General features: G+C 68.3%; 15 protein-coding genes. 4 read left to right on the top strand and 11 right to left on the bottom strand.

The window, feature by feature from the left end; genetic code table 11:
* Positions 1-98 precede the first annotated feature (98 nt).
* Together RIE08_13945 and yaaA are read right to left on the bottom strand one after the other, a co-directional pair.
* Positions 99-386, bottom strand: coding sequence for a DUF167 domain-containing protein (locus RIE08_13945; GenBank protein MEQ8718708.1), 288 nt, complete (start codon positions 384-386; stop codon positions 99-101).
* Positions 387-405: 19 nt separating this feature from the next.
* Positions 406-1,191, bottom strand: a complete 786-nt coding sequence (yaaA, locus tag RIE08_13940; GenBank protein ID MEQ8718707.1) for a peroxide stress protein YaaA — start codon at positions 1,189-1,191, stop codon at positions 406-408.
* Positions 1,192-1,363: 172 nt separating this feature from the next.
* Between yaaA and RIE08_13935 the strand changes: the two genes are divergently transcribed.
* A complete protein-coding gene (locus RIE08_13935) occupies positions 1,364-2,545 on the top strand; it encodes an acetyl-CoA C-acyltransferase (protein ID MEQ8718706.1) in 1,182 nt (393 codons plus the stop codon).
* A 47-nt stretch (positions 2,546-2,592) separates the two neighbouring features.
* Here the strand turns inward: RIE08_13935 and RIE08_13930 are convergent, their stop codons facing one another.
* On the bottom strand, positions 2,593-3,039 hold the full coding sequence (locus RIE08_13930) for a hypothetical protein (GenBank protein MEQ8718705.1): 447 nt from the start codon (positions 3,037-3,039) through the stop codon (positions 2,593-2,595).
* Positions 3,040-3,135: 96 nt separating this feature from the next.
* Positions 3,136-6,186, bottom strand: a complete 3,051-nt coding sequence (locus RIE08_13925) for an EAL domain-containing protein (protein ID MEQ8718704.1) — start codon at positions 6,184-6,186, stop codon at positions 3,136-3,138.
* Positions 6,187-6,448: 262 nt separating this feature from the next.
* Between RIE08_13925 and RIE08_13920 the strand changes: the two genes are divergently transcribed.
* Together RIE08_13920 and RIE08_13915 are read left to right on the top strand one after the other, a co-directional pair.
* Entirely contained in the window at positions 6,449-8,047 is a 1,599-nt protein-coding gene (locus RIE08_13920) for a hypothetical protein (GenBank protein ID MEQ8718703.1), read from the top strand.
* Positions 8,048-8,105: 58 nt separating this feature from the next.
* Positions 8,106-9,065 carry an NAD-dependent epimerase/dehydratase family protein gene (locus RIE08_13915; protein ID MEQ8718702.1) on the top strand — a complete coding sequence of 320 codons (960 nt, stop codon included), beginning with the start codon at positions 8,106-8,108 and terminating at the stop codon, positions 9,063-9,065.
* On the opposite strand, the gene RIE08_13910 is transcribed toward RIE08_13915, so the two are convergent.
* The 4 genes from RIE08_13910 to RIE08_13895 all read right to left on the bottom strand — a co-directional run bounded on the left by RIE08_13910 (position 9,055) and on the right by RIE08_13895 (position 12,943).
* A complete protein-coding gene (locus RIE08_13910) occupies positions 9,055-9,714 on the bottom strand; it encodes a dienelactone hydrolase family protein (protein ID MEQ8718701.1) in 660 nt (219 codons plus the stop codon). The two genes, RIE08_13915 and RIE08_13910, sit on opposite strands and share 11 nt — an antisense overlap.
* A 55-nt stretch (positions 9,715-9,769) precedes the next feature.
* Positions 9,770-10,684, bottom strand: a complete 915-nt coding sequence (locus tag RIE08_13905; GenBank protein MEQ8718700.1) for a hypothetical protein — start codon at positions 10,682-10,684, stop codon at positions 9,770-9,772.
* A gap of 79 nt (positions 10,685-10,763) precedes the next feature.
* Positions 10,764-11,378, bottom strand: coding sequence for a hypothetical protein (locus RIE08_13900; protein ID MEQ8718699.1), 615 nt, complete (start codon positions 11,376-11,378; stop codon positions 10,764-10,766).
* A complete protein-coding gene (locus RIE08_13895) occupies positions 11,375-12,943 on the bottom strand; it encodes an amidohydrolase family protein (protein MEQ8718698.1) in 1,569 nt (522 codons plus the stop codon). The genes RIE08_13900 and RIE08_13895 overlap by 4 nt, the downstream gene beginning before the upstream one ends.
* 92 nt (positions 12,944-13,035) lie before the next feature.
* Between RIE08_13895 and RIE08_13890 the strand changes: the two genes are divergently transcribed.
* A complete protein-coding gene (locus tag RIE08_13890; GenBank protein MEQ8718697.1) occupies positions 13,036-13,464 on the top strand; it encodes a VOC family protein in 429 nt (142 codons plus the stop codon).
* Here RIE08_13890 and RIE08_13885 read toward each other — a convergent pair.
* The 3 genes from RIE08_13885 to RIE08_13875 are packed head-to-tail and all read right to left on the bottom strand — an operon-like array spanning position 13,461 to position 17,419.
* Entirely contained in the window at positions 13,461-14,474 is a 1,014-nt protein-coding gene (locus RIE08_13885) for an amidohydrolase family protein (protein ID MEQ8718696.1), read from the bottom strand. The genes RIE08_13890 and RIE08_13885 overlap by 4 nt on opposite strands.
* Before the next feature lies 1 nt (position 14,475).
* A complete protein-coding gene (locus RIE08_13880) occupies positions 14,476-16,029 on the bottom strand; it encodes an amidohydrolase family protein (protein ID MEQ8718695.1) in 1,554 nt (517 codons plus the stop codon).
* Between the two features lie 55 nt (positions 16,030-16,084).
* Positions 16,085-17,419, bottom strand: a complete 1,335-nt coding sequence (locus RIE08_13875; protein ID MEQ8718694.1) for an amidohydrolase — start codon at positions 17,417-17,419, stop codon at positions 16,085-16,087.
* Positions 17,420-17,445 lie beyond the last annotated feature (26 nt).

Below are 17,445 nucleotides of genomic sequence, written 5' to 3'. Positions count from 1 at the left end.
GCCATCGATTCAGACGTCGCTGCGGCTGGGATTTCTTCCCGGCCATTCGCGATTTCGTCCCTGCGGAGGATGCATGCCTCCCCCGTGAGGAGGAGGACTCAGACCGCCAGAAGGTCTGCGATGGCAGCGCGAACGTGGACGGGCGGCTCGATGATCTCGAGGACCTTGTTCCTGCCGCCGGCGCCCGCGACGATCCTCACGGTCCGGGCCCGCACACCGAGAGCCTCCGCCACCGCTGCCACCACGGCGGCGTTCGCCTTTCCCTCCGTGGCAGGTGCACGAACCGCGACCACGAGGACGTCCTCCTCGCCCCATCGGCCACCGACCCCCTCGTGGCGCGCGCCCGGCTTCACGCGAACCCGGATTCGCAGGGGGTCCGCTGTCATCGCCGGCGCGGCGGGCCGCTCAGCGGTCTGCGCGCGAACGGACGAAGACGGGCTCGTCGACGTCGGACAGCTCGGGATCGAACCGGTAGCCGAGGCCGGCAAAGTCGTCGAGGTCCCTGAGAGCGGTGACCCTGTCGGTGATGATCCACCGCGCCATCGCACCGCGGGCCTGCTTCGCGAACATCCCCATTACCCGCAGGTCGCCGTCATCGTTGGTGTCCATGAACCGCGGCGTGATGACGCGCCCTGCGAGCCCGTCGGGATCGACTGCGGAGAAGTACTCCTTCGACGCGAGGTTCACGAGCACCTTCGCCCCCGGGCTGGCGGCGAGGTCAGCGGCGAGCATCTCGGTGATCGTGTCCCCCCAGAAGTCGTAGAGGGTGTCGCCGGCGCCGGTGGACAGCTTCGTCCCCATCTCGAGCCGGTACGGCTGGATCAGGTCGAGGGGCCGCAGCACCCCGTAGAGACCGGACAGGACCCGCAGGACCTTCTGGGCCCGCGTGAAGTCCCGGGTAGAGAAGCCCCCCGCTTCGAGTCCCCGGTAGGTGTCACCGGCGAACGCGAGCACCGCGGCGCGGCCCGTCTCGACCGACACCTCGGGCCGCCAGTCGGCGAACCTCTCGAAGTTCAGCTCCGCGAGGGCCGGCGATATCGACATCAACGCGGCGAGGTCGTCGGGCGACTTCGCCGCCAGGACCTCGACGAGCTCAGCGGCCCGGTCGGCGAGACGCGGTTCGGTGTGGCGATCCGTCACCGGGGGCGAATCGAAATCGAGCGACTTGGCGGGAGATACGACGATCAGCACCCCACCTTGATACCGCACGCACGCTGCTCCGGTCGCACCCATCGGCCGCCAGATCCATTCGGATGACGATGACCGAACCTTTCCGAGTGCGTCGCCCCGACCGGACACGGTCGGCCCGACGCGGGGAGTGCGATACTCGGAGTCCGGCACGATCGGCCGCCGAGGAGAAGCCGTGGCGGAATCCTTCATCTTCGACGCTGTCCGCACGCCCGTCGGGCATCACGGGGGCGCGCTCGCCGGCGTCCGGCCCGACGATCTCGCGGCCACCGCCCTCACCGCGCTCGGCACACGCAACCCGGAGCTCGACCCCGGGGCGGTGGAGGACGTGTGGCTCGGCGCTGCCAATCAGTCCGGCGAGGACAACCGCAACGTCGCCCGGATGGCGACGCTGCTCGCCGGATGGCCGGTGACAGTCCCGGGCGCAACTGTGAACCGGCTGTGCGGGTCGGGACTCGAGGCGGTGATCGCCGCGAGCCGGGCGATCGCCTCCGGTGACCTCACGCTCGCGGTGGCCGGCGGCGTGGAGTCCATGAGCCGCGCACCGTGGGTCCTCCTCAAGCCCGGACGCGCCTATGCCCGCGGGAACGAGACCCTCCACTCCACGACCCTGGGCTGGAGGATGGTGAACCCCCGCCACCACGACCGCTGGACGGTCTCGTTGGGCGAGGCGACCGAGTTGCTCGTCGGCGAATTCGGGATCAGCCGAGAATCCCAGGACGAGTTCGCCGCCTCGTCACACCGCCGTGCGGCGGCCGCATGGGCCGCCGGCCACTTCGACGCCGAGATCACCCAGGTGCCCGGCGCCCCGCTGGCGATCGACGAGTCGATACGGCCCGAGACGTCCGTCGAGGCACTCGCCGGACTCCGGCCCGTCTTCCGCCCCGAGGGCACCGTGACGGCGGGAAACGCCTCCCCGCTCAACGACGGAGCCGCTGCGCTGCTCATCGGGTCGGCCGATGCGGGCAGGGAACTGGGTCGCGATCCGATCGCACGGATCGCGGCCCGTGCGACCTCGGCGCTCGAACCGCACCGTTTCGGCCTCGGGCCGGTCGATGCCACCCGGGCGGCGCTGACCCGGGCCGGACTGTCAGCCGGCGACCTCGATGCGGTCGAGTTGAACGAGGCGTTCGCCGGGCAGGCTCTCGCCGTTCTCCACGAATTGGGTGAGATGGACCCCGCGATCGTGAACCCGCTCGGCGGCGCGATCGCCCTCGGCCACCCGCTGGGAGCCAGCGGCGCGCGCATTCTCACGACGCTCCTGTGGCATCTCCGCCGCACAGGGGGGCGCTACGGGCTCGCCGCGATGTGCATCGGCGTCGGCCAGGGGATCGCCGTCGTCATCGAACGCGTCTGACGCGCGGCGGCCCGCCGGGTAGACCCGGCGGGCCCGCGACACACGGCTCAGCTCGGCTGGAGGTCGAAGGTCTCGGGACCGTCCGGCAACTCGACGGTCACCGACGTCACCCGGTAACCGTCCCCGTCATCGTCGAGGCTGACCGTGACCCGCCCGAGAACGTAGTCCTCGGTGAGCATCATCTGCTCAGCGCCGCGGCGACCGACCCTGACCTCGTCGGGAAGGGTGTTCTCATTGCGGCCGAGGTAACCCTGAGCGTCCTGGCGGGCCTGCTCGGTCGGGAACACGTCGCCGGGATCGCCCGGCTCGGTCGGACCTCCGTCGACGTCATCCCCGCCGTCGGGTGGTGTGTTCGGCTGGTCCGACGCGTCGCCGACGGGCGGCTCATCGGATGTCCGGTCGTCCGCTGCGTCGTCGTCGGCGGCCGCCCAGGCGACAGCTGTGATTGCGAGAGTCGCCAGCGCGACCGCCACGACGAGAGCCTTGATCTTCATGGGGGGTTCCTTTCACCCGGATCGGTCCGGGTCGTTCGTCTGTCCCCAATCCGACGTCGCGCGACGCCCGGCGGTTCCCGCGCCCGCGCGTTTCGTTCAGCTCGACACGACCCGTTCTGAGACGCGGCTGACCGGCACGGGCCGACCCACCAGGTAGCCCTGTCCCAGGTGGACCCCACACTGTCGCAAGGTCTCGAGTTCGGGTTCCGTCTCGATTCCCTCGGCGATCACCTGGCACCCGTGGCGCTCGGCGAACTCCACCAGGGTCTCGACGAACACCTGGCGGGCGGCGTCATCGGCCAGGCCGGTGACAGCGTCGCGCTGCAACTTCATGAACTCCGGTTGCAGCCGCTCGATACGCGAGAGGCTCTCATATCCCGCTCCCGCGTCGTCGATGGCGACCATCACGCCGGGGATCTGACGCAGCGGCCGCACCAGGTCCTCCGCGCCGGCCGTGTCCGGCACCTCCACGACGACCGGGCACGGTGCCTGGCTGAGGATCCCCGCCAGCTTGTCGGGTTCAGCTGCGAGCCCCGGTGAGACGTTGACGGCGAGCCAGGCTCCCACAGGTAGAGCGCGTGCCGATGCCATCGCGGCGTGGATCAGAGCCATGTCCAGTTCCAGGCCGAGACCCGCGGACGTCGCCTGGGCGAGGCTCTCCTGCGGAGACTGGCCATCCGCGAACCGGGTCAGTGCCTCGTAGCCGACGGGCTGATCGTCACCCATGTCGACGATCGGCTGGAAGACGGTGAAGAACGTGTACTCCTCGAACGCCGCCGCTGCCGGCTGTGTCGGGGATCGCCCGTCGCTCAGCGGTTGCGGTGCGAACCGACCGGCACCGTTCGCCTCGACTGCGACCCCCGCACCGGTCGAGCGGGCCTCGAAGACCCGCGCTCCCGAACCGGCTGGCCCGTAGTGGAGGACCGACGCCCAGTCGCCGATGGCGCCGGGAGAGAGCCGGTCGGCGGACCGCGACGACTTGGAGACCGTTCCCGGGGGAGCAGGTTGGTAGAGCCAGCCACGCAACTGGACCCACAGGTCGACGACGCTGTTGCGGGTTCCCACGAACGCGACCATCGCGTACAAAGCGAGCGTCGCATTCAGACCGGCGAAGAACAGGTGGGCCCAGTGGCTGTGCTGGATGTCGTAGACGACCCAGTAGGCCGAGAAGACGATCAGCAGCCACGGCGAGAGGATGTAGAACGCCCGCGCCGTCGTGCGGTCACGGACCTTCGGCGTCCGCTTGAACGAGCTCTTCTCACCCGTGACGAGTTGGAGCACCGATGCGAACGCGCCCGCGAGGTTGACGAACAGCAGAATCAGGTTGAAGCCGTAGATGCGCAGGACGTCGAGGCGCTTGTAGCCGCAGTAGCGAAGGTCCGAGGCCATCATCAAGAAGTACGGGAGCGCGATCAGCGGCAGGATCGGCTTCAGCAGACCGCTGTTGAACGGGTAGATCAACAGGATCAACAGACACAGCGATGCCCAGAAGATCGAGGCCATGTAGTTGACCCGCAGGAAGACCTCACCGAATCGGTTCTTCTCGCGCCGCTCGCGACGGGCCCGCGACTGATCGCGCAGCTTGGACAGGATGAGGAGGCCACCGTTGGCCCACCGCTGTCGCTGGATGCAGAGCGAGCCGAAGTCCGGTGGGGTCGCGCTGTAGGCCAGCCGTTCCGGGTAGTTGAACAGCGTCCACCCGTGCACACCGAGGTCGATGGTGGACTCGGTGTCCTCGATGACGGTCCGGTCCTGGATGTAGCGGCGGATCTCCCACTTGTCCTCGTGGTCGATCTCGACGATGTCGTCGAGTGCCTCCTTGCGCAGGATCGCGTTGGCCCCGACCCAGAAGGTCGCGTCGTAGTGCGTCATGCCCTGGTGGACGATGTGTTGCAGATCCGTCGTGGCACCCGCGATGCGTTCGATGCGGGTGCCCGCGCCCGGGTAGGCGCTGTAGGGGGTCTGCGCCACGGCGACGTCGGCGTTGCCGCCCTGCTCGAGGACGTAGAGGATCCGGGCGCAGTACTCAGGGAGCAGGACGCTGTCGGCGTCGAGGGTGAGGATGTAGTCCGGGTCGGGCACGGCGAAGTCCGCGTCGCGCGTGTTGCAGGGCACCAGAGCGAGACCCTGGGGCGTGGCGACCTCCTGCCAGTTCCCACCCATCAGCGCGATGTAGCTGTTCAGGTTCATCGCCTTGTTGGCGGCGTGCGAACACGACACATAGCGCTTCCGTTCGAAGCTGGACATCTCGGCACGGAAGGTCGATACGAGCCGTCGGTAGAGCTGCATGATCCGGTCTGTGGAGAGGCTCGCACCTTCTTCCGCCCCGCTGCGCAGGGCCCGGGCGATCGTCTCGAGATCCTCTGCGAGCGCACCGATCACGTGCTCGACGAAGAAGGTGTCGGCGTGGTCGATGATCTCGTGCCGGTCCCCGAGTTTCCGGAGCCATTGGGATGCGAACTCGTAGTGCGAGGCCAGCTCGACCATGTCGTCGGGCGTGGTCCGGCGTGACCCGACCTGGAGGGACTCGAAGCGTTCGAGGCCGCCACGAACATGATCCAGCGGCTCGGCGAGTTCGTCGGCGATCCGTTCGGGAAGCCCGCGCGCCGCTTCGAGTAGGCGGTGTGCCGCGATGTTGCGCGGCTGGGGCGGGTCGTCGATCAACAGGACGACGCGCAGGTGGGGGTGCTCCTGGAGCGCAGCTGACAGCAGCGTGGTACGGATGACCCGCTCGTCCTCCTGGTACGAGGGGACGAGAACGGTCACGGTGGGGACCGTCTCCGTGTAGAACGCGTCGATCACGGCCCGGGGAGCCCGTTGGTGTGACCGGTTCCGGTAGAAGAAGCCGATCCGGGTGATGAGGTAGGCCATCGCCGACGCGGTCAGCGCCGTGACGACGAGGAGGTACACGATCGCCTCGATACCGAGCCGGGCACTGGAGGCCCGACCTTCGACGAACTGCTCGACGATCGTGATCGCGACGTAGGCGAACCACGCTCCCACGGTGGTGACGATCGCCAGTCGACCGATGGTGACGCGGCGCTCCGAGACCGGGGGCGGAACCTTCGGCAGGGGTTGCGTGCGGCGATCACTACCCCACTGGCGTCGGCGGGTGGTGTTCGACTGCTTCCTGCGTCGCGTCAGCATCGCTGTCCTGTTCTCGCCTGCGTTCCAAGGTCCGCGGCCACCGAGACCGCGCCGGAACGGCAGCGCGGAGCACCGTTCCCATCTTCCCTATCGACCGTTGAAGCCATGTCGTTAGGTGTCGGAGGCACACTCCCGGCTCCGGCGGTGACGAATCGGTTCTCACGAGATCCGTCCGCGGCGTGACGGCTAAGAATTCGAGTTCCCGTACCGATGGGAGAACCAGTCCTCGCCCGAGCTCGACCTCTGAGGTTCACCAGTCGCCATGACTTCACCACGAGACGACAATTCGAGAGCCGACGCCACGGCGACCCTCGACGCCGCGTTCTCCGACGAGCCCGAGGAGCGGCTCTCGTGGACCCGCCTCGGAGCGGTGGTCCTCATCGTCGGAATGATGGCGGGCGTCGGTCTCTTCGGATTCCGGGAGGCGACCACCACCGATCCCGTCCGCCAGCGGTCGTGGAGCGTGCCCTACGTGGACGTCACTCTCACGCCCACCTATGAGTTCCAGGACCCGCGCCTCAACCCGGCCCGTGACATCGCCCTGGCTTTCGTCGTCGCGCACCCCGACGATGCGTGCACGCCCTCATGGGGCGGGGCCTACACCCTCGGCGAGGCGGAACGCGACCTCGAACTGGACAGGCGGATCACCCAACTCCGGGCAGCCGGGGGCGACGTCACGATCTCCTTCGGCGGCCAGGCGAACGACGAACTGGCGTACGTGTGCGCCGACGAGGACCGTCTGACCGACGCGTACCGGGAGGTCGTGGAGCGCTACGACGTCAAGGTCATCGACCTCGACATCGAGAACGAGGACATCGCCGACCTGCCTTCGATCGAGCGTCGCGCGCGTGCGATCGCCACGATCCAGGCCGAACGGCGCGCGGGCGACGAGGACCTGTCGGTGTGGATCACCCTTCCGGTATCGACCGGCGGGCTCACCGCCGACGGCGTCGCGCTCGTGAGCGCGACCCTTGCCGGGGGTGTCGATCTGGCCGGCGTCAACGCCATGACGATGAACTTCAGCGATCCCGCCAACCCGACGCTCGACATGTTGGAGGCGGCGAAGTCCTCTCTCGAGGCCTCGGCGCGTCAGATAGGCGAGATCTGGGCCGACAACGGAGTCGAGCTCGACGAGGTGCAGCGCTGGGCCCGCCTCGGTGCCACGCCGATGCTCGGACAGAACGACGTGCCAGGCGAGGTGTTCACACTCGAGGACGCCCGTGGCCTGGCGGACTTCGCCGTGGACCGGGGCCTCGGGCGCGTCTCGACGTGGTCCCTGAACCGGGACAGGGCGTGTCCCGAATCCTTCGCAGACGTGATGATCCTGTCCAACTCGTGCAGCGGAGTGGACCAGGCCCCGCTCGAGTTCGCGAACGTGTTCACCGCACTCCCGGGTCGGGCTCCGACGCTCCCCCAGTCCGACACCGTGACGGTCGCCGACGCCTCCTCGGATGCCGACGACCCCGCCACGAGCCCCTACCCGGTTTGGCGCCCCGACGCCCACTATGTCGAGGGCTACAAGGTCGTCCGCGAGGGACTCGTGTATCAGGCCAAGTGGTACACGCAGGGGCAGGACCCGGGCATCGTCACCGACACCCCGTGGGATTCGCCATGGTCACTACTCGGGCCGGTCAGTCCGGACGAGCCGCCGTTCACCCCGAGCACGCTTCCGGCCGGCACCCATCCGTCGTGGGAGCCCGCGACGCTGTTCGATGCAGGTGACGTCATCCTCTTCGACGGCCTGCCGTACCGTGCCCGCTGGCCGAATCAGAACGAGGTTCCGTCCGTGTTGTTCCCGGTTCCACCGGACTCCGCGTGGGAGCCGCTCTTCGAGATCCCTGGCGACCCGACGAGTTCGTGACCGGACGACTGCGACATCGCGCCGGCGGGCCAGCCTGCACTGAGTAGCGTCGTGAGCCATGCGGATTCTCGTTGCAGGCGCTGGCGGATTCATCGGAGGACACCTCGCCGGAGTCCTTCTCGCGCAGGGCCATGACGTGCGCTCCGTGGACCGCAAGGACCGAGCCGACTGGCACCAGGTCCATCCGGAGGCCGAGAACGTCGTCGCCGACCTGAACGCCCCCGATGCCGCGGCCGGCGCCGTGTCCGGATGTGACCGGGTCTTCAACATGGCCTGCGACATGGGGGGCATGGGATTCATCGAGAGCCACAAGGCCCGCTGCATGCTCTCGGTTCTCACCAACACGCACCTGATCGCGGCAGCCGTGGATGCCGGTGTGGACCGCTACTTCTTCGCCTCGACTGCGTGCGTGTACCCCCAGCGCCTCCAGGACAGCACCGAGGTGGTCGCTCTGCGCGAGGACGACGCCTACCCGGCCGACCCCGAGGACGGCTACGGCTGGGAGAAGCTGTTCAGCGAACGGATGTGCCGACACATGGCCGAGGACTTCGGCATCGATGTCCGCGTCGCCCGCTTCCACAACGTCTACGGACCACGCGGGACCTGGGACGGAGGCCGGGAGAAGGCGCCCGCTGCGATCTGTCGCAAGGTCGCCGTGGCGAAGGCCACCGGCAACCACGAGATCGAGATCTGGGGCGACGGGGAGCAACGTCGCAGCTTCCTCTACATCGACGACGCGATCGAAGGCGTGCTGACGCTGATGGAATCCGATGTGTCGGATCCGGTCAACATCGGCTCTGAGGAGATGGTGTCGATCAACGAGCTCGTCGACGCGGTCAGCGATATCGCCGGTGTCACCCTGCGACGATCCCATGACCTGTCGGCCCCCCAGGGCGTGCGGGGACGTTCGAGTGACAACACGATGGTGCGCGCCCGCCTCGGGTGGGAGCCGACGATCTCACTTCGCGACGGTCTCGCCCCGACCTACGAGTGGATCGCCGCACACGTCACGAAGTGAGGTGTCGGGCGAAGAACCCGGCCGTCCGCTCATCTGCCACCGCGGCCGACGGAGCGTGGAACGACCCGCAGGCATCACAGGCGAAACCGTGTCCGGCTCCCTCGTAGGCGTGGACGGCCACCTCGGGGTGGGCGACGGTCACCTCGGCGACCCCGCTGAGGGGGATGGCGGCGTCCTGTGATCCGAAGTGCAACATCACCGGCACGGTGGGCGTGTGGTCCACCCACGCCGGGATCTCCGCGCCGTAGTAGCCGACCGCAGCGGCCACGGGCAGCGACGAGGCCGCCAGCCACGCCACGGACCCGCCCATGCAGAAACCGATGATCCCCACCGGGCCCGACTCGGCGACCCGACGCACCGCAGCTGCGACATCGGCGATGACGTCGTCCCAAGCGAGCTCGGACTTGAGTTGCCTACCGCGGGCGATGCCGTCGGGGTCGTAGCCGAGCTCGATCCCGGGCTCGATGCGGTCGAAGACAGCCGGAGCGATCGTGTGGTAGCCGCGGTCCGCCCACACGTCGACGACGGAGCGGATGTGGGCGTTCACCCCGAAGATCTCCTGAATGACGACGATCCCCGCAAGGGCGTCGGCCGGATGGTTCTCGTACGCGCCGAGGACGTGACCGTCGGCGGCCGTCAGTTCCGTCATGTGCGGCTTTCCTCGATGTGGGGTGATGGGTCGGACTCGTGCCGCGACCCTACGACTACGGCGGCCCGAGGGGGATCTCAATGGACCGCGGCGCTCCCGTGAACACGTCGAGCCCCACGACACGCCCCGGACCGGCTGCGACGACGACGAGGTCACCAACCACCCCGTCGAGAAAGGCCGCGCTTCCCACCGTCGATGCCCACAGGAGCCGGCCGGTCCACCGGTCGATGGCCACCACGGTTCCGCTGTCGGCTCCGCCGGCGACGAACGTGGTCTGGTCGGTCCGTAGCGGCGTCGTCCGCCCCACGGAGAAGGACGACGGGGGGCCGGCAGCGGGACCATCGTCGACCCTCGCGACGAGAGGCGCGTCCACGACAAGCCGCACGGAACCGGTCTGGTCCACGGCGACGGCCACGTGATCACGCAGCGTCGCGAGCTCGGCGGGGGTGAACGGCCGACTCGCTTCGGCCGCCACCACGACTCTTGCGCCCCCTGAACCGAGCGCGACGAGTTGGGACCCACCTGGCCCCGCGAACACCGCGGCTCCCGGGATCCCGGCTACATCCGCTGCGACAGCTCGCGCGTGCCCTCCCAACGGGTCCGACCCCCTGACGACCACAGCGGGGCGGTCACAACACGTCTCGCCCACCACGCCGACGGTGTGGCGTGCGGCGCCGTCGAAGACGGCGTCAGCAGCGAACGGATCAGGCGGCTCAGCTCCCCGGACGCCGGCCTGCGCATCGTCGACGGGATCGGCGTCGCGGCCCTCCCCGGTCGTCATCGAGCCGACCACGACGACCGAGACACCGATGGCCAGCGTCGCGATGACGATGCACCCACGAGTCCCCAGGCGCCGCCTCGGCGGGTCGTGGACGATCGACCCCTTCGACGCGGGGGGCGCGTGGCGGGCGTCGCGGGCGAAGACCTCCACCACCGGCAGGTCACCGCCGTCAGTGTCGCCGCGTCCCAATGTCGGGCTCCTCGCCGTCTGGTGCCATGACCGTAACCGCGTCCGGCTGCTCCCGGTGCGGGCGGCCCGCCGGACCCGCTCAGTGGCTCGGCACGTCCCAGAACCGCCACTCCAGAACGAAGGCCTCCCGCACGAGTCGCTCCACCTCACGAGGTGACGGCGTCGCCGCGTCGAGCAGGATGAGGAGTCGCCCCACCCGCTCGCGCAGCGGGTCACCACCGTACGTCTTCAACCACGGCGCATAGGGGTGGTCGTCGCTGAGATCGTCGACACCGAGCAACAGGCCCAGACGCGTGTACCCCCACAGGCAGGGCAGCGCGGCCGCCAGACCGAGGCCGAAGTCCGCCATGTTCGAGGACAGGAACTCCATGTACTCAGCCGTGACAGCGGCGGGCTCCGCTCCGTCGATGACGAAGCCCATCCCATCGGAGAGGTCCCGCAGCAGGCCCAGCTCGATCGCGGCGAGGTTGTGCGCCATCCCGACGATCTCGGGCACGAGCGGTCCGGGGGCCACGGCAGCGAGCGACGCGTAGACCCGCACGTAGTGGTGCAGATAGATCCAGTCCTGACGGGCCCAGGCGACGAAGTCGTCACGCGGCAGTTCACCGGAGGCGAGCCCGGTCACCGTGGGATGGTCGAGCCAGCGCACGATCTCGGGCTCGCCGATCGACCGGAGCAGGTCCGAGGCCGTCACGTCGAAGACGCGGGCCCCGGCGCGGACCGGGTGTTGAAGATGGAGGCGGGCCGGGTGATGGGCCGGCTGTACCAGTCCTCGCACATCTCGACGACCTGGGGCTTGAACATGGCAGCGAGCTCGCTGCGGCGGACAGCCTCCGACGTCGGCCGGTAGAGCCGATCCTCGATGTCGGTGATCCGCTCCACGAGTTGGTCCTCGTCGATGGTGAGGACACGACCGTCGGCGACGACGACCTTCCCGGCGACCATGACACGGCTGATGTCGCCGGCGTCAGCACGGTCCACGAGGACATCGAGAATGCGCTCCCGCGGATAACGCGTCCGCGGGAACATGATGCGGCTCGTGTCGACGCACACCAGGTCCGCCAGGCAGCCGGGCTCGAGCGTCCCCAGCTTCGAACCGAATCCGCTCACGGCCGCGCCGGCGGCCGTCGCCGAACCGAGAACGATCTCGGAATCGATGCGGTGCTCGTCGAACCGGTCGGGTTGACGCTGCAGAATCGTCGCCACCCGGATCTCGGAGAGGAAGTCCTCGCGGTCGCCGACGGACACCCCGTCGGTGCCGAAGGCCACCCGGCCCCCGGCCTCGAGGATGTCGCGCACCCGACACAGACCGACCGAGGTCCGCATGTTGGATCCGATGCAGTTCACGGCTGTCACCCCGTGGTCCGCAGCGATGGCGATGTCCTCGTCCGTGGCCCATACGAAGTGACTGAACGAGACGTCGGGACCGAGCACGCCGAGGTCGGCGAGTCGGCGCACGCCGGGCTTTCCGTAGACGTCGAGGTTCCACATCAGCTCGGCGCGGGTCTCGAGGACGTGGGAGGTGAGTGGCACGTCGTAGTCGTCCGCGAGACGCCGGGCCCTGACATAGAGCTCGTCAGAACAGGCGGGAGTCCAGTCGGGCGCCAGAATGACGCGGAAGCGACCGTCACGTCCGTCCCAGCGGTCGTGGAGCTCGTGGAAGATCGCGACCATCTCGTCGATCGGCCAGGCATAGCCCAGCGGCGACGCCCGGACCTCCGCCGCGATCTCCGGTGGGAGCGCAGCGAGCATCTCGTCGTCGCTGCGGTGCCCGTAGCGGTTCTGATCCCGCAGCGACAGAGCGAGCGCCGTACGCATCCCGACCCGGTCGTACGCGGTCATCACGGCCTCGGCTCCGAGCAACGGCACCGAGGGCCGGCCGTAGAACGCGTCGATGGTCGTCGTCTGGCCGCCCTTGAGGGCCTGCACCAGGCCGTAGGTCGCCAGGAGCTCGATCACCTCGAGGTCGGTCTCGATCATGCTGGAACCGACGTAGAGGTTGCCGAGCTCGAAGATCTCGTCGATGAGCCCGGGTGCCGTCCAGCACTCCGTGTGGTAGTGGGCGTTCACGAAGCCGGGAAGAACAGCGACGTCGGGCCCCCCGATGACCTCGTCGAACGGGCCGTGTGTCTCGAGAACGGCCCTCGGACCCACCTCCTCGACGGTGTCATCCATGATCACGAGAGCGCCGTCGTCGAGGACGCCCGTCGCCCCGCCGACGAAGACCGGGTCGCCGATCACCAGGGTCCTCCGTGTCATCGCTTCCTCCTCACCCCGGCGGGGTCTCCGTCCGTCGTTCTGGCCGGGTCGGGCGAACCGGTATCTTCGACCCCGAGCATCGGGAGGATTCCATGAAGGTTCGACGTATTCATCACGTGGCGCTGGCCCATGACGGCGACTCTCCGCTTCTTGGAATACTCGAGGGGGCATGCGACCTCGCGGTCGACCACGTCGAGGACGGCCCGGGGTTCACCGAGCGCATGTGGCCCGTAGGCGACTGCCACCTGCAGACCCTCGAGGCAACCGGCGAGGGCGTGGTCGCCCGGTCGATCGAATCGCGGGGGCCGGGTCTGCACCACATCGCCCTCGAGGTCGACGACGTCGCAGCCGCCCTCGCCGATCTCAAGAACCGGGGCCTACGCGTGATCGACGACGAGCCCCGCCGCGGCGGGGGCGACACGTTGATCGCCTTCGTCCACCCGTCGGCCTTCGACGGCGTGATGGTCGAACTGGTCCAGGAGATGGCGCCTTCGGACGCCACGGAGACCGGGCGCACCTAGCCCTCGAGGCCGAGGACTCGGGCGAGGTTGTCGCCCATGATCCCGTGCAGCTTCTCCTCGGGTATGGGGTCGAGCCCCAACGGTGCGGCCTCCTCGTTCACCGTCATCAGCTTCTCGCGCAACGCGATCGGGTCGTAGAGGAAGCCCGGATAGTCCGTACCGAAGAACAGCTTCTCCAGCGGTACGAAGAACGGCTCGGCCCGGTGGAGGAACTCGAAGAGCTCACGCCGGGTGATCGTCGCGATGTGGTAGCTCAGGTCGGTGTAGAAGTTCGGGTGCTTGGTCAGCATGAACATCGCCTCGTCGATCCACGGGATCCCGCAATGGGCGAGGATGACGACGAGATCCCGGAACTCGCGGCCGATGTCGTCGAGCATCGCCGGTCGGGCGTAGGACATCTTCGCGTCGATCCGGGTGGATCCGGCCTGGTGGACCATCACCGGGATGCCGAGTTCGGCTGCCTTGGCGAACACGGGGAACGCAACCTCGCGGTCCTCGGGTGACCAGTGCTGGTACATCGGGTAGAGCTTCACGCCCGACAGACCCAGGTCGACGACAGCTCGTTCCAGCTCGGCGACCGCGTGCGCAACGCCCTTGTACATCGGATTGACGGACGCGAAGCCGATCAGATGATCGGGGTCCATCGCCACGCATGCAGCGATGTAGTCGTTGCACCTGTCGGGGTGGGGCGGGCCCTCCACACCGGTGATACCGGTCGTGTCGACTGTCCCGATCAGCTGTCCGTCCAGGTACTGGGGCGACACCCCGAGGATGACGATCTTGTCGAATCCCGGGTGCGCAGCGACCGTCTCGGAGGGTCCGATGGTGAGGAACGCCTTGTCGAACAACCCCGACTCGTCCCATTCCTCGTCGGTCGGCTGACGATGCGTCGGAAGCTTCCCCATGCTGCGACAGATGCACAACGAACCCTCCCGACCGTAGGCCGCGGTGAACTCGGGATCCGCGGACAGGCTCAGGATGTGGGTGTGGGCATCGATGACGAGTGCCATGTCAGACCCCGGTCTCCGGGTCCACCTTCGGGTTGTAGAGATACGCGGGCTGCACCGGCGTGTCGTACCACCGCTGGTAGAAATCGACGATGTACGGGTCGACACGGGCGGAGATTCCGGTGGTCTGCGTACTCGCACCCAGGGGGTACAGGCGCGTGGTGGCGTCGACGACCTTCTCGCGCAGCGCATCTTCATCGACCACCGTCACGGTGCCGTCCTCGATCACCAGCCGCCCGTTGATCATCACGGCGTCGATGTCGGCGGACTCCGTGCGGTCGATGATGACATCGAGCGGCGGCGTCATGGCGAAACGACCCGGCGGGAAGAAGACCCGGTCCTTCTTCACCACGAGCAGGTCGGCGAGCATCCCCTCGGAGAGCTCACCGAGACGACCTCCCCATCCCGTCGCCGCGGCGCCACTGTGCGAGGCGGTGCGGAGCAACTTCTCGGAGTCGAGGCGACCGACCTCGAAACGGTGGGGCGTGCGCTGGAGGTAGGCGGCGAGGCGGAGCTCCTGGAAGAAGTCGTCACGGTCCGAGAACGAGATCCCGTCGGTGCCGATCCCGACGTTGCCACCGGCGTCGAGCAGGTCCCTCGTGCGGCAGATCCCCGTGGAGAGACGCAGGTTCGAGCCGGGGTTGTTCGATGCGACCGCTCCCGAGTCCGCGAACAGAGCGACGTCGTCGTCGGTGACCCACACGAAGTGGGCGAGGCTCGTGCGGGGGCCGAGAACCCCGAGGCCGTCGAGCCGCTTCAGCGCTGACATGCCGTAGCGCTCGAGGTTGAACATCATCTCGGCCCGTGTCTCGAGGGCGTGGGTGGTCAGGCAGGTGTCGTACTCCTCGGCGAGTGCGACGCAGCGCCGGTAGAGATCGTCGGAGCAGGAAGGCGTCCAGTCCGGGGCAAGGACCATGTGGATGAGGTCGTCGCGCTCGTGCCAGGTCTCGGCGAGCGACTCGAAGGATCCGAGGACCTCGTCGACAGGCCATGCGTACCCCATGGTCGATGCGCGCACCTCGGCTGCGAGATCGGCGGGGAGTCGTGCCAGGAACTGGTCGTCGGGCTCGTGTGCGTAGATGTTCTCGTCACGGCTCACGAGCCCGAACGCGACGCGGAACCCCGCGTCGCGGTAGGCCTCGAGCGCGGCAGGCGCGGAGAAGTGCTCCATGCCGGGTCGACCGTAGAAGAAGTCGATCGCGGCGGTCTGGCCGCCCTTCATCGCCTGGACCAGGCCCCACAAGACGACGGTGTGGACGTCGGCGGGATCGGCGCCCTGCTCGGGGTGGACGAGCATGACGTTCGCCCGCTCGAAGATGAATTCGAACAGGCCAGGGCCTACCGCCAGCTCCGAGTGGTAGTGGCAGTTGATGAAGCCGGGCATCACGAAGTGTTCCGGGGAGCCGACGACCTGGTCGAACGGTCCGCGGGCGCTGAGCGCCTCACGCGACCCGACGGCGACAATCTGGCGGCCTTCGACGATGAGAGCACCGTCGACGATGAGGCCGGCGTCGGACAGGGTGACGACGGGGTCGCCGACGACGAGCGTGCGTGTCATGGGTTCTCCGGGGGAGCGGTCGGGTGTCTGCGTGCGGGCGAGGGGTGCTTCCGACTCAGAGGTCGGCGTACTCGGGCGGTACGACCATCCGGCCGACGACCGCCTGGAAGTGCTCGTTGGCCCGGGCGAGCACCTCCTGCTCGTCGATCGTCGTGAACTCACGGCCCTCCATGAGGACCTGACCGTTGACGATCGTCGTGTCGACCGACGATCCGTCGGCCGAGAAGACGAGATGGGAGTAGAGATGCGCCTTGCTCTCGGGCATCAGCGGCGTGAAGAACTGGGACTTCAGGTCGACGAGGATGACGTCGGCGAGCGTGCCGACACTCAGCTGACCGGTCTCGTGTCCGAGCGCCGCCGAACCGTTGCGCGTGGCCATCCGCAATATGTCCGGCGCCTGTCCCAGCGACGCGTCGACCCGTGTCGCACGGTGGACGAGCGAGGCCCACTTCATCACCTGGAACATGTCGCGGCTGTTGTTGCACTCGGCGGCGTCGTGACCGAGGCCCACGTTGAGACCCGCGGCGAGCATCTCGGGCAGGCGGGCGACCCCGTTGCCGAGCTTCGCGTTGGAGGTCGGGTTGTGAGAGATCTGGGTGCCGGTCTCGCGCATCAGCGCGATCTCGGCGTCGGTGAGCCAGACGCAGTGCGCGGCGATGCAGTCCGGACCGAGAATCCCGCAGTCGTAGGCGAACTCGGTCGGGCGACGACCGAAGGTCTTCTTGGAGATCTCGACCTCGCTGAGCGACTCGTTGAGGTGGATGTGGATGCCCGTGCCGAGTTGGTCGGCGAGTGCCCGGGCGTCGCGCAACAGACCACCTGACGCGAGTGGGAGCCACTCGATACCGATGAGCACCTCGATCCGTCCGTCCGCCGAGCCGTGCAGTTCCCTGTACGCGGATTCGTTGTCGGCGAGCGTGTCCAGATCGTGTTCGTCGTCGGCGACGTCGTTGCAGAGGACGGCGCGGATGCCGATCTCCTCGGCCGCACGGCCGATCGCCGGCAGCTGCCTGTACATGTCGTTGATGGTCGTCGTGCCGGTCCGCAGTGACTCGCTGTAACTGGCCATCGCGGCCCAGTAGGCGGCCTCGGGGTCGAGCGCCCGGATCATGGGGTACCAGCAGGACTGGAGGTACTCCCACAGCGGGAGGTGGTCGGACCAGCCCTTGCCCAGCGCGGTGTGGTAGTGGAGGTCGACGAGGCCCGGCAGGGCGGCCTTGCCGGATGCGTCGATGACCTTGGCCCCGGTTCGCTCGTATGGCGCTGCGGCGTCGCGGCCGACGGCGACGATGCGGTCCCCCTCGATGACCACGGACCCGTCGAAGTGGACGTCGTCGCCGTCGTTCATGGTCACGACGATGGCGTTCTCGATGATGATCCGGTCTGTCATCGCTCTCCTCCGGTTGGATGGATGTG

The organism is Acidimicrobiales bacterium, assembly GCA_040219085.1.
In the GTDB taxonomy this organism is placed as follows: Bacteria; Actinomycetota; Acidimicrobiia; order Acidimicrobiales; family JAVJTC01; genus JAVJTC01.
This window is presented reverse-complemented; position numbering and strand designations above follow the sequence as displayed.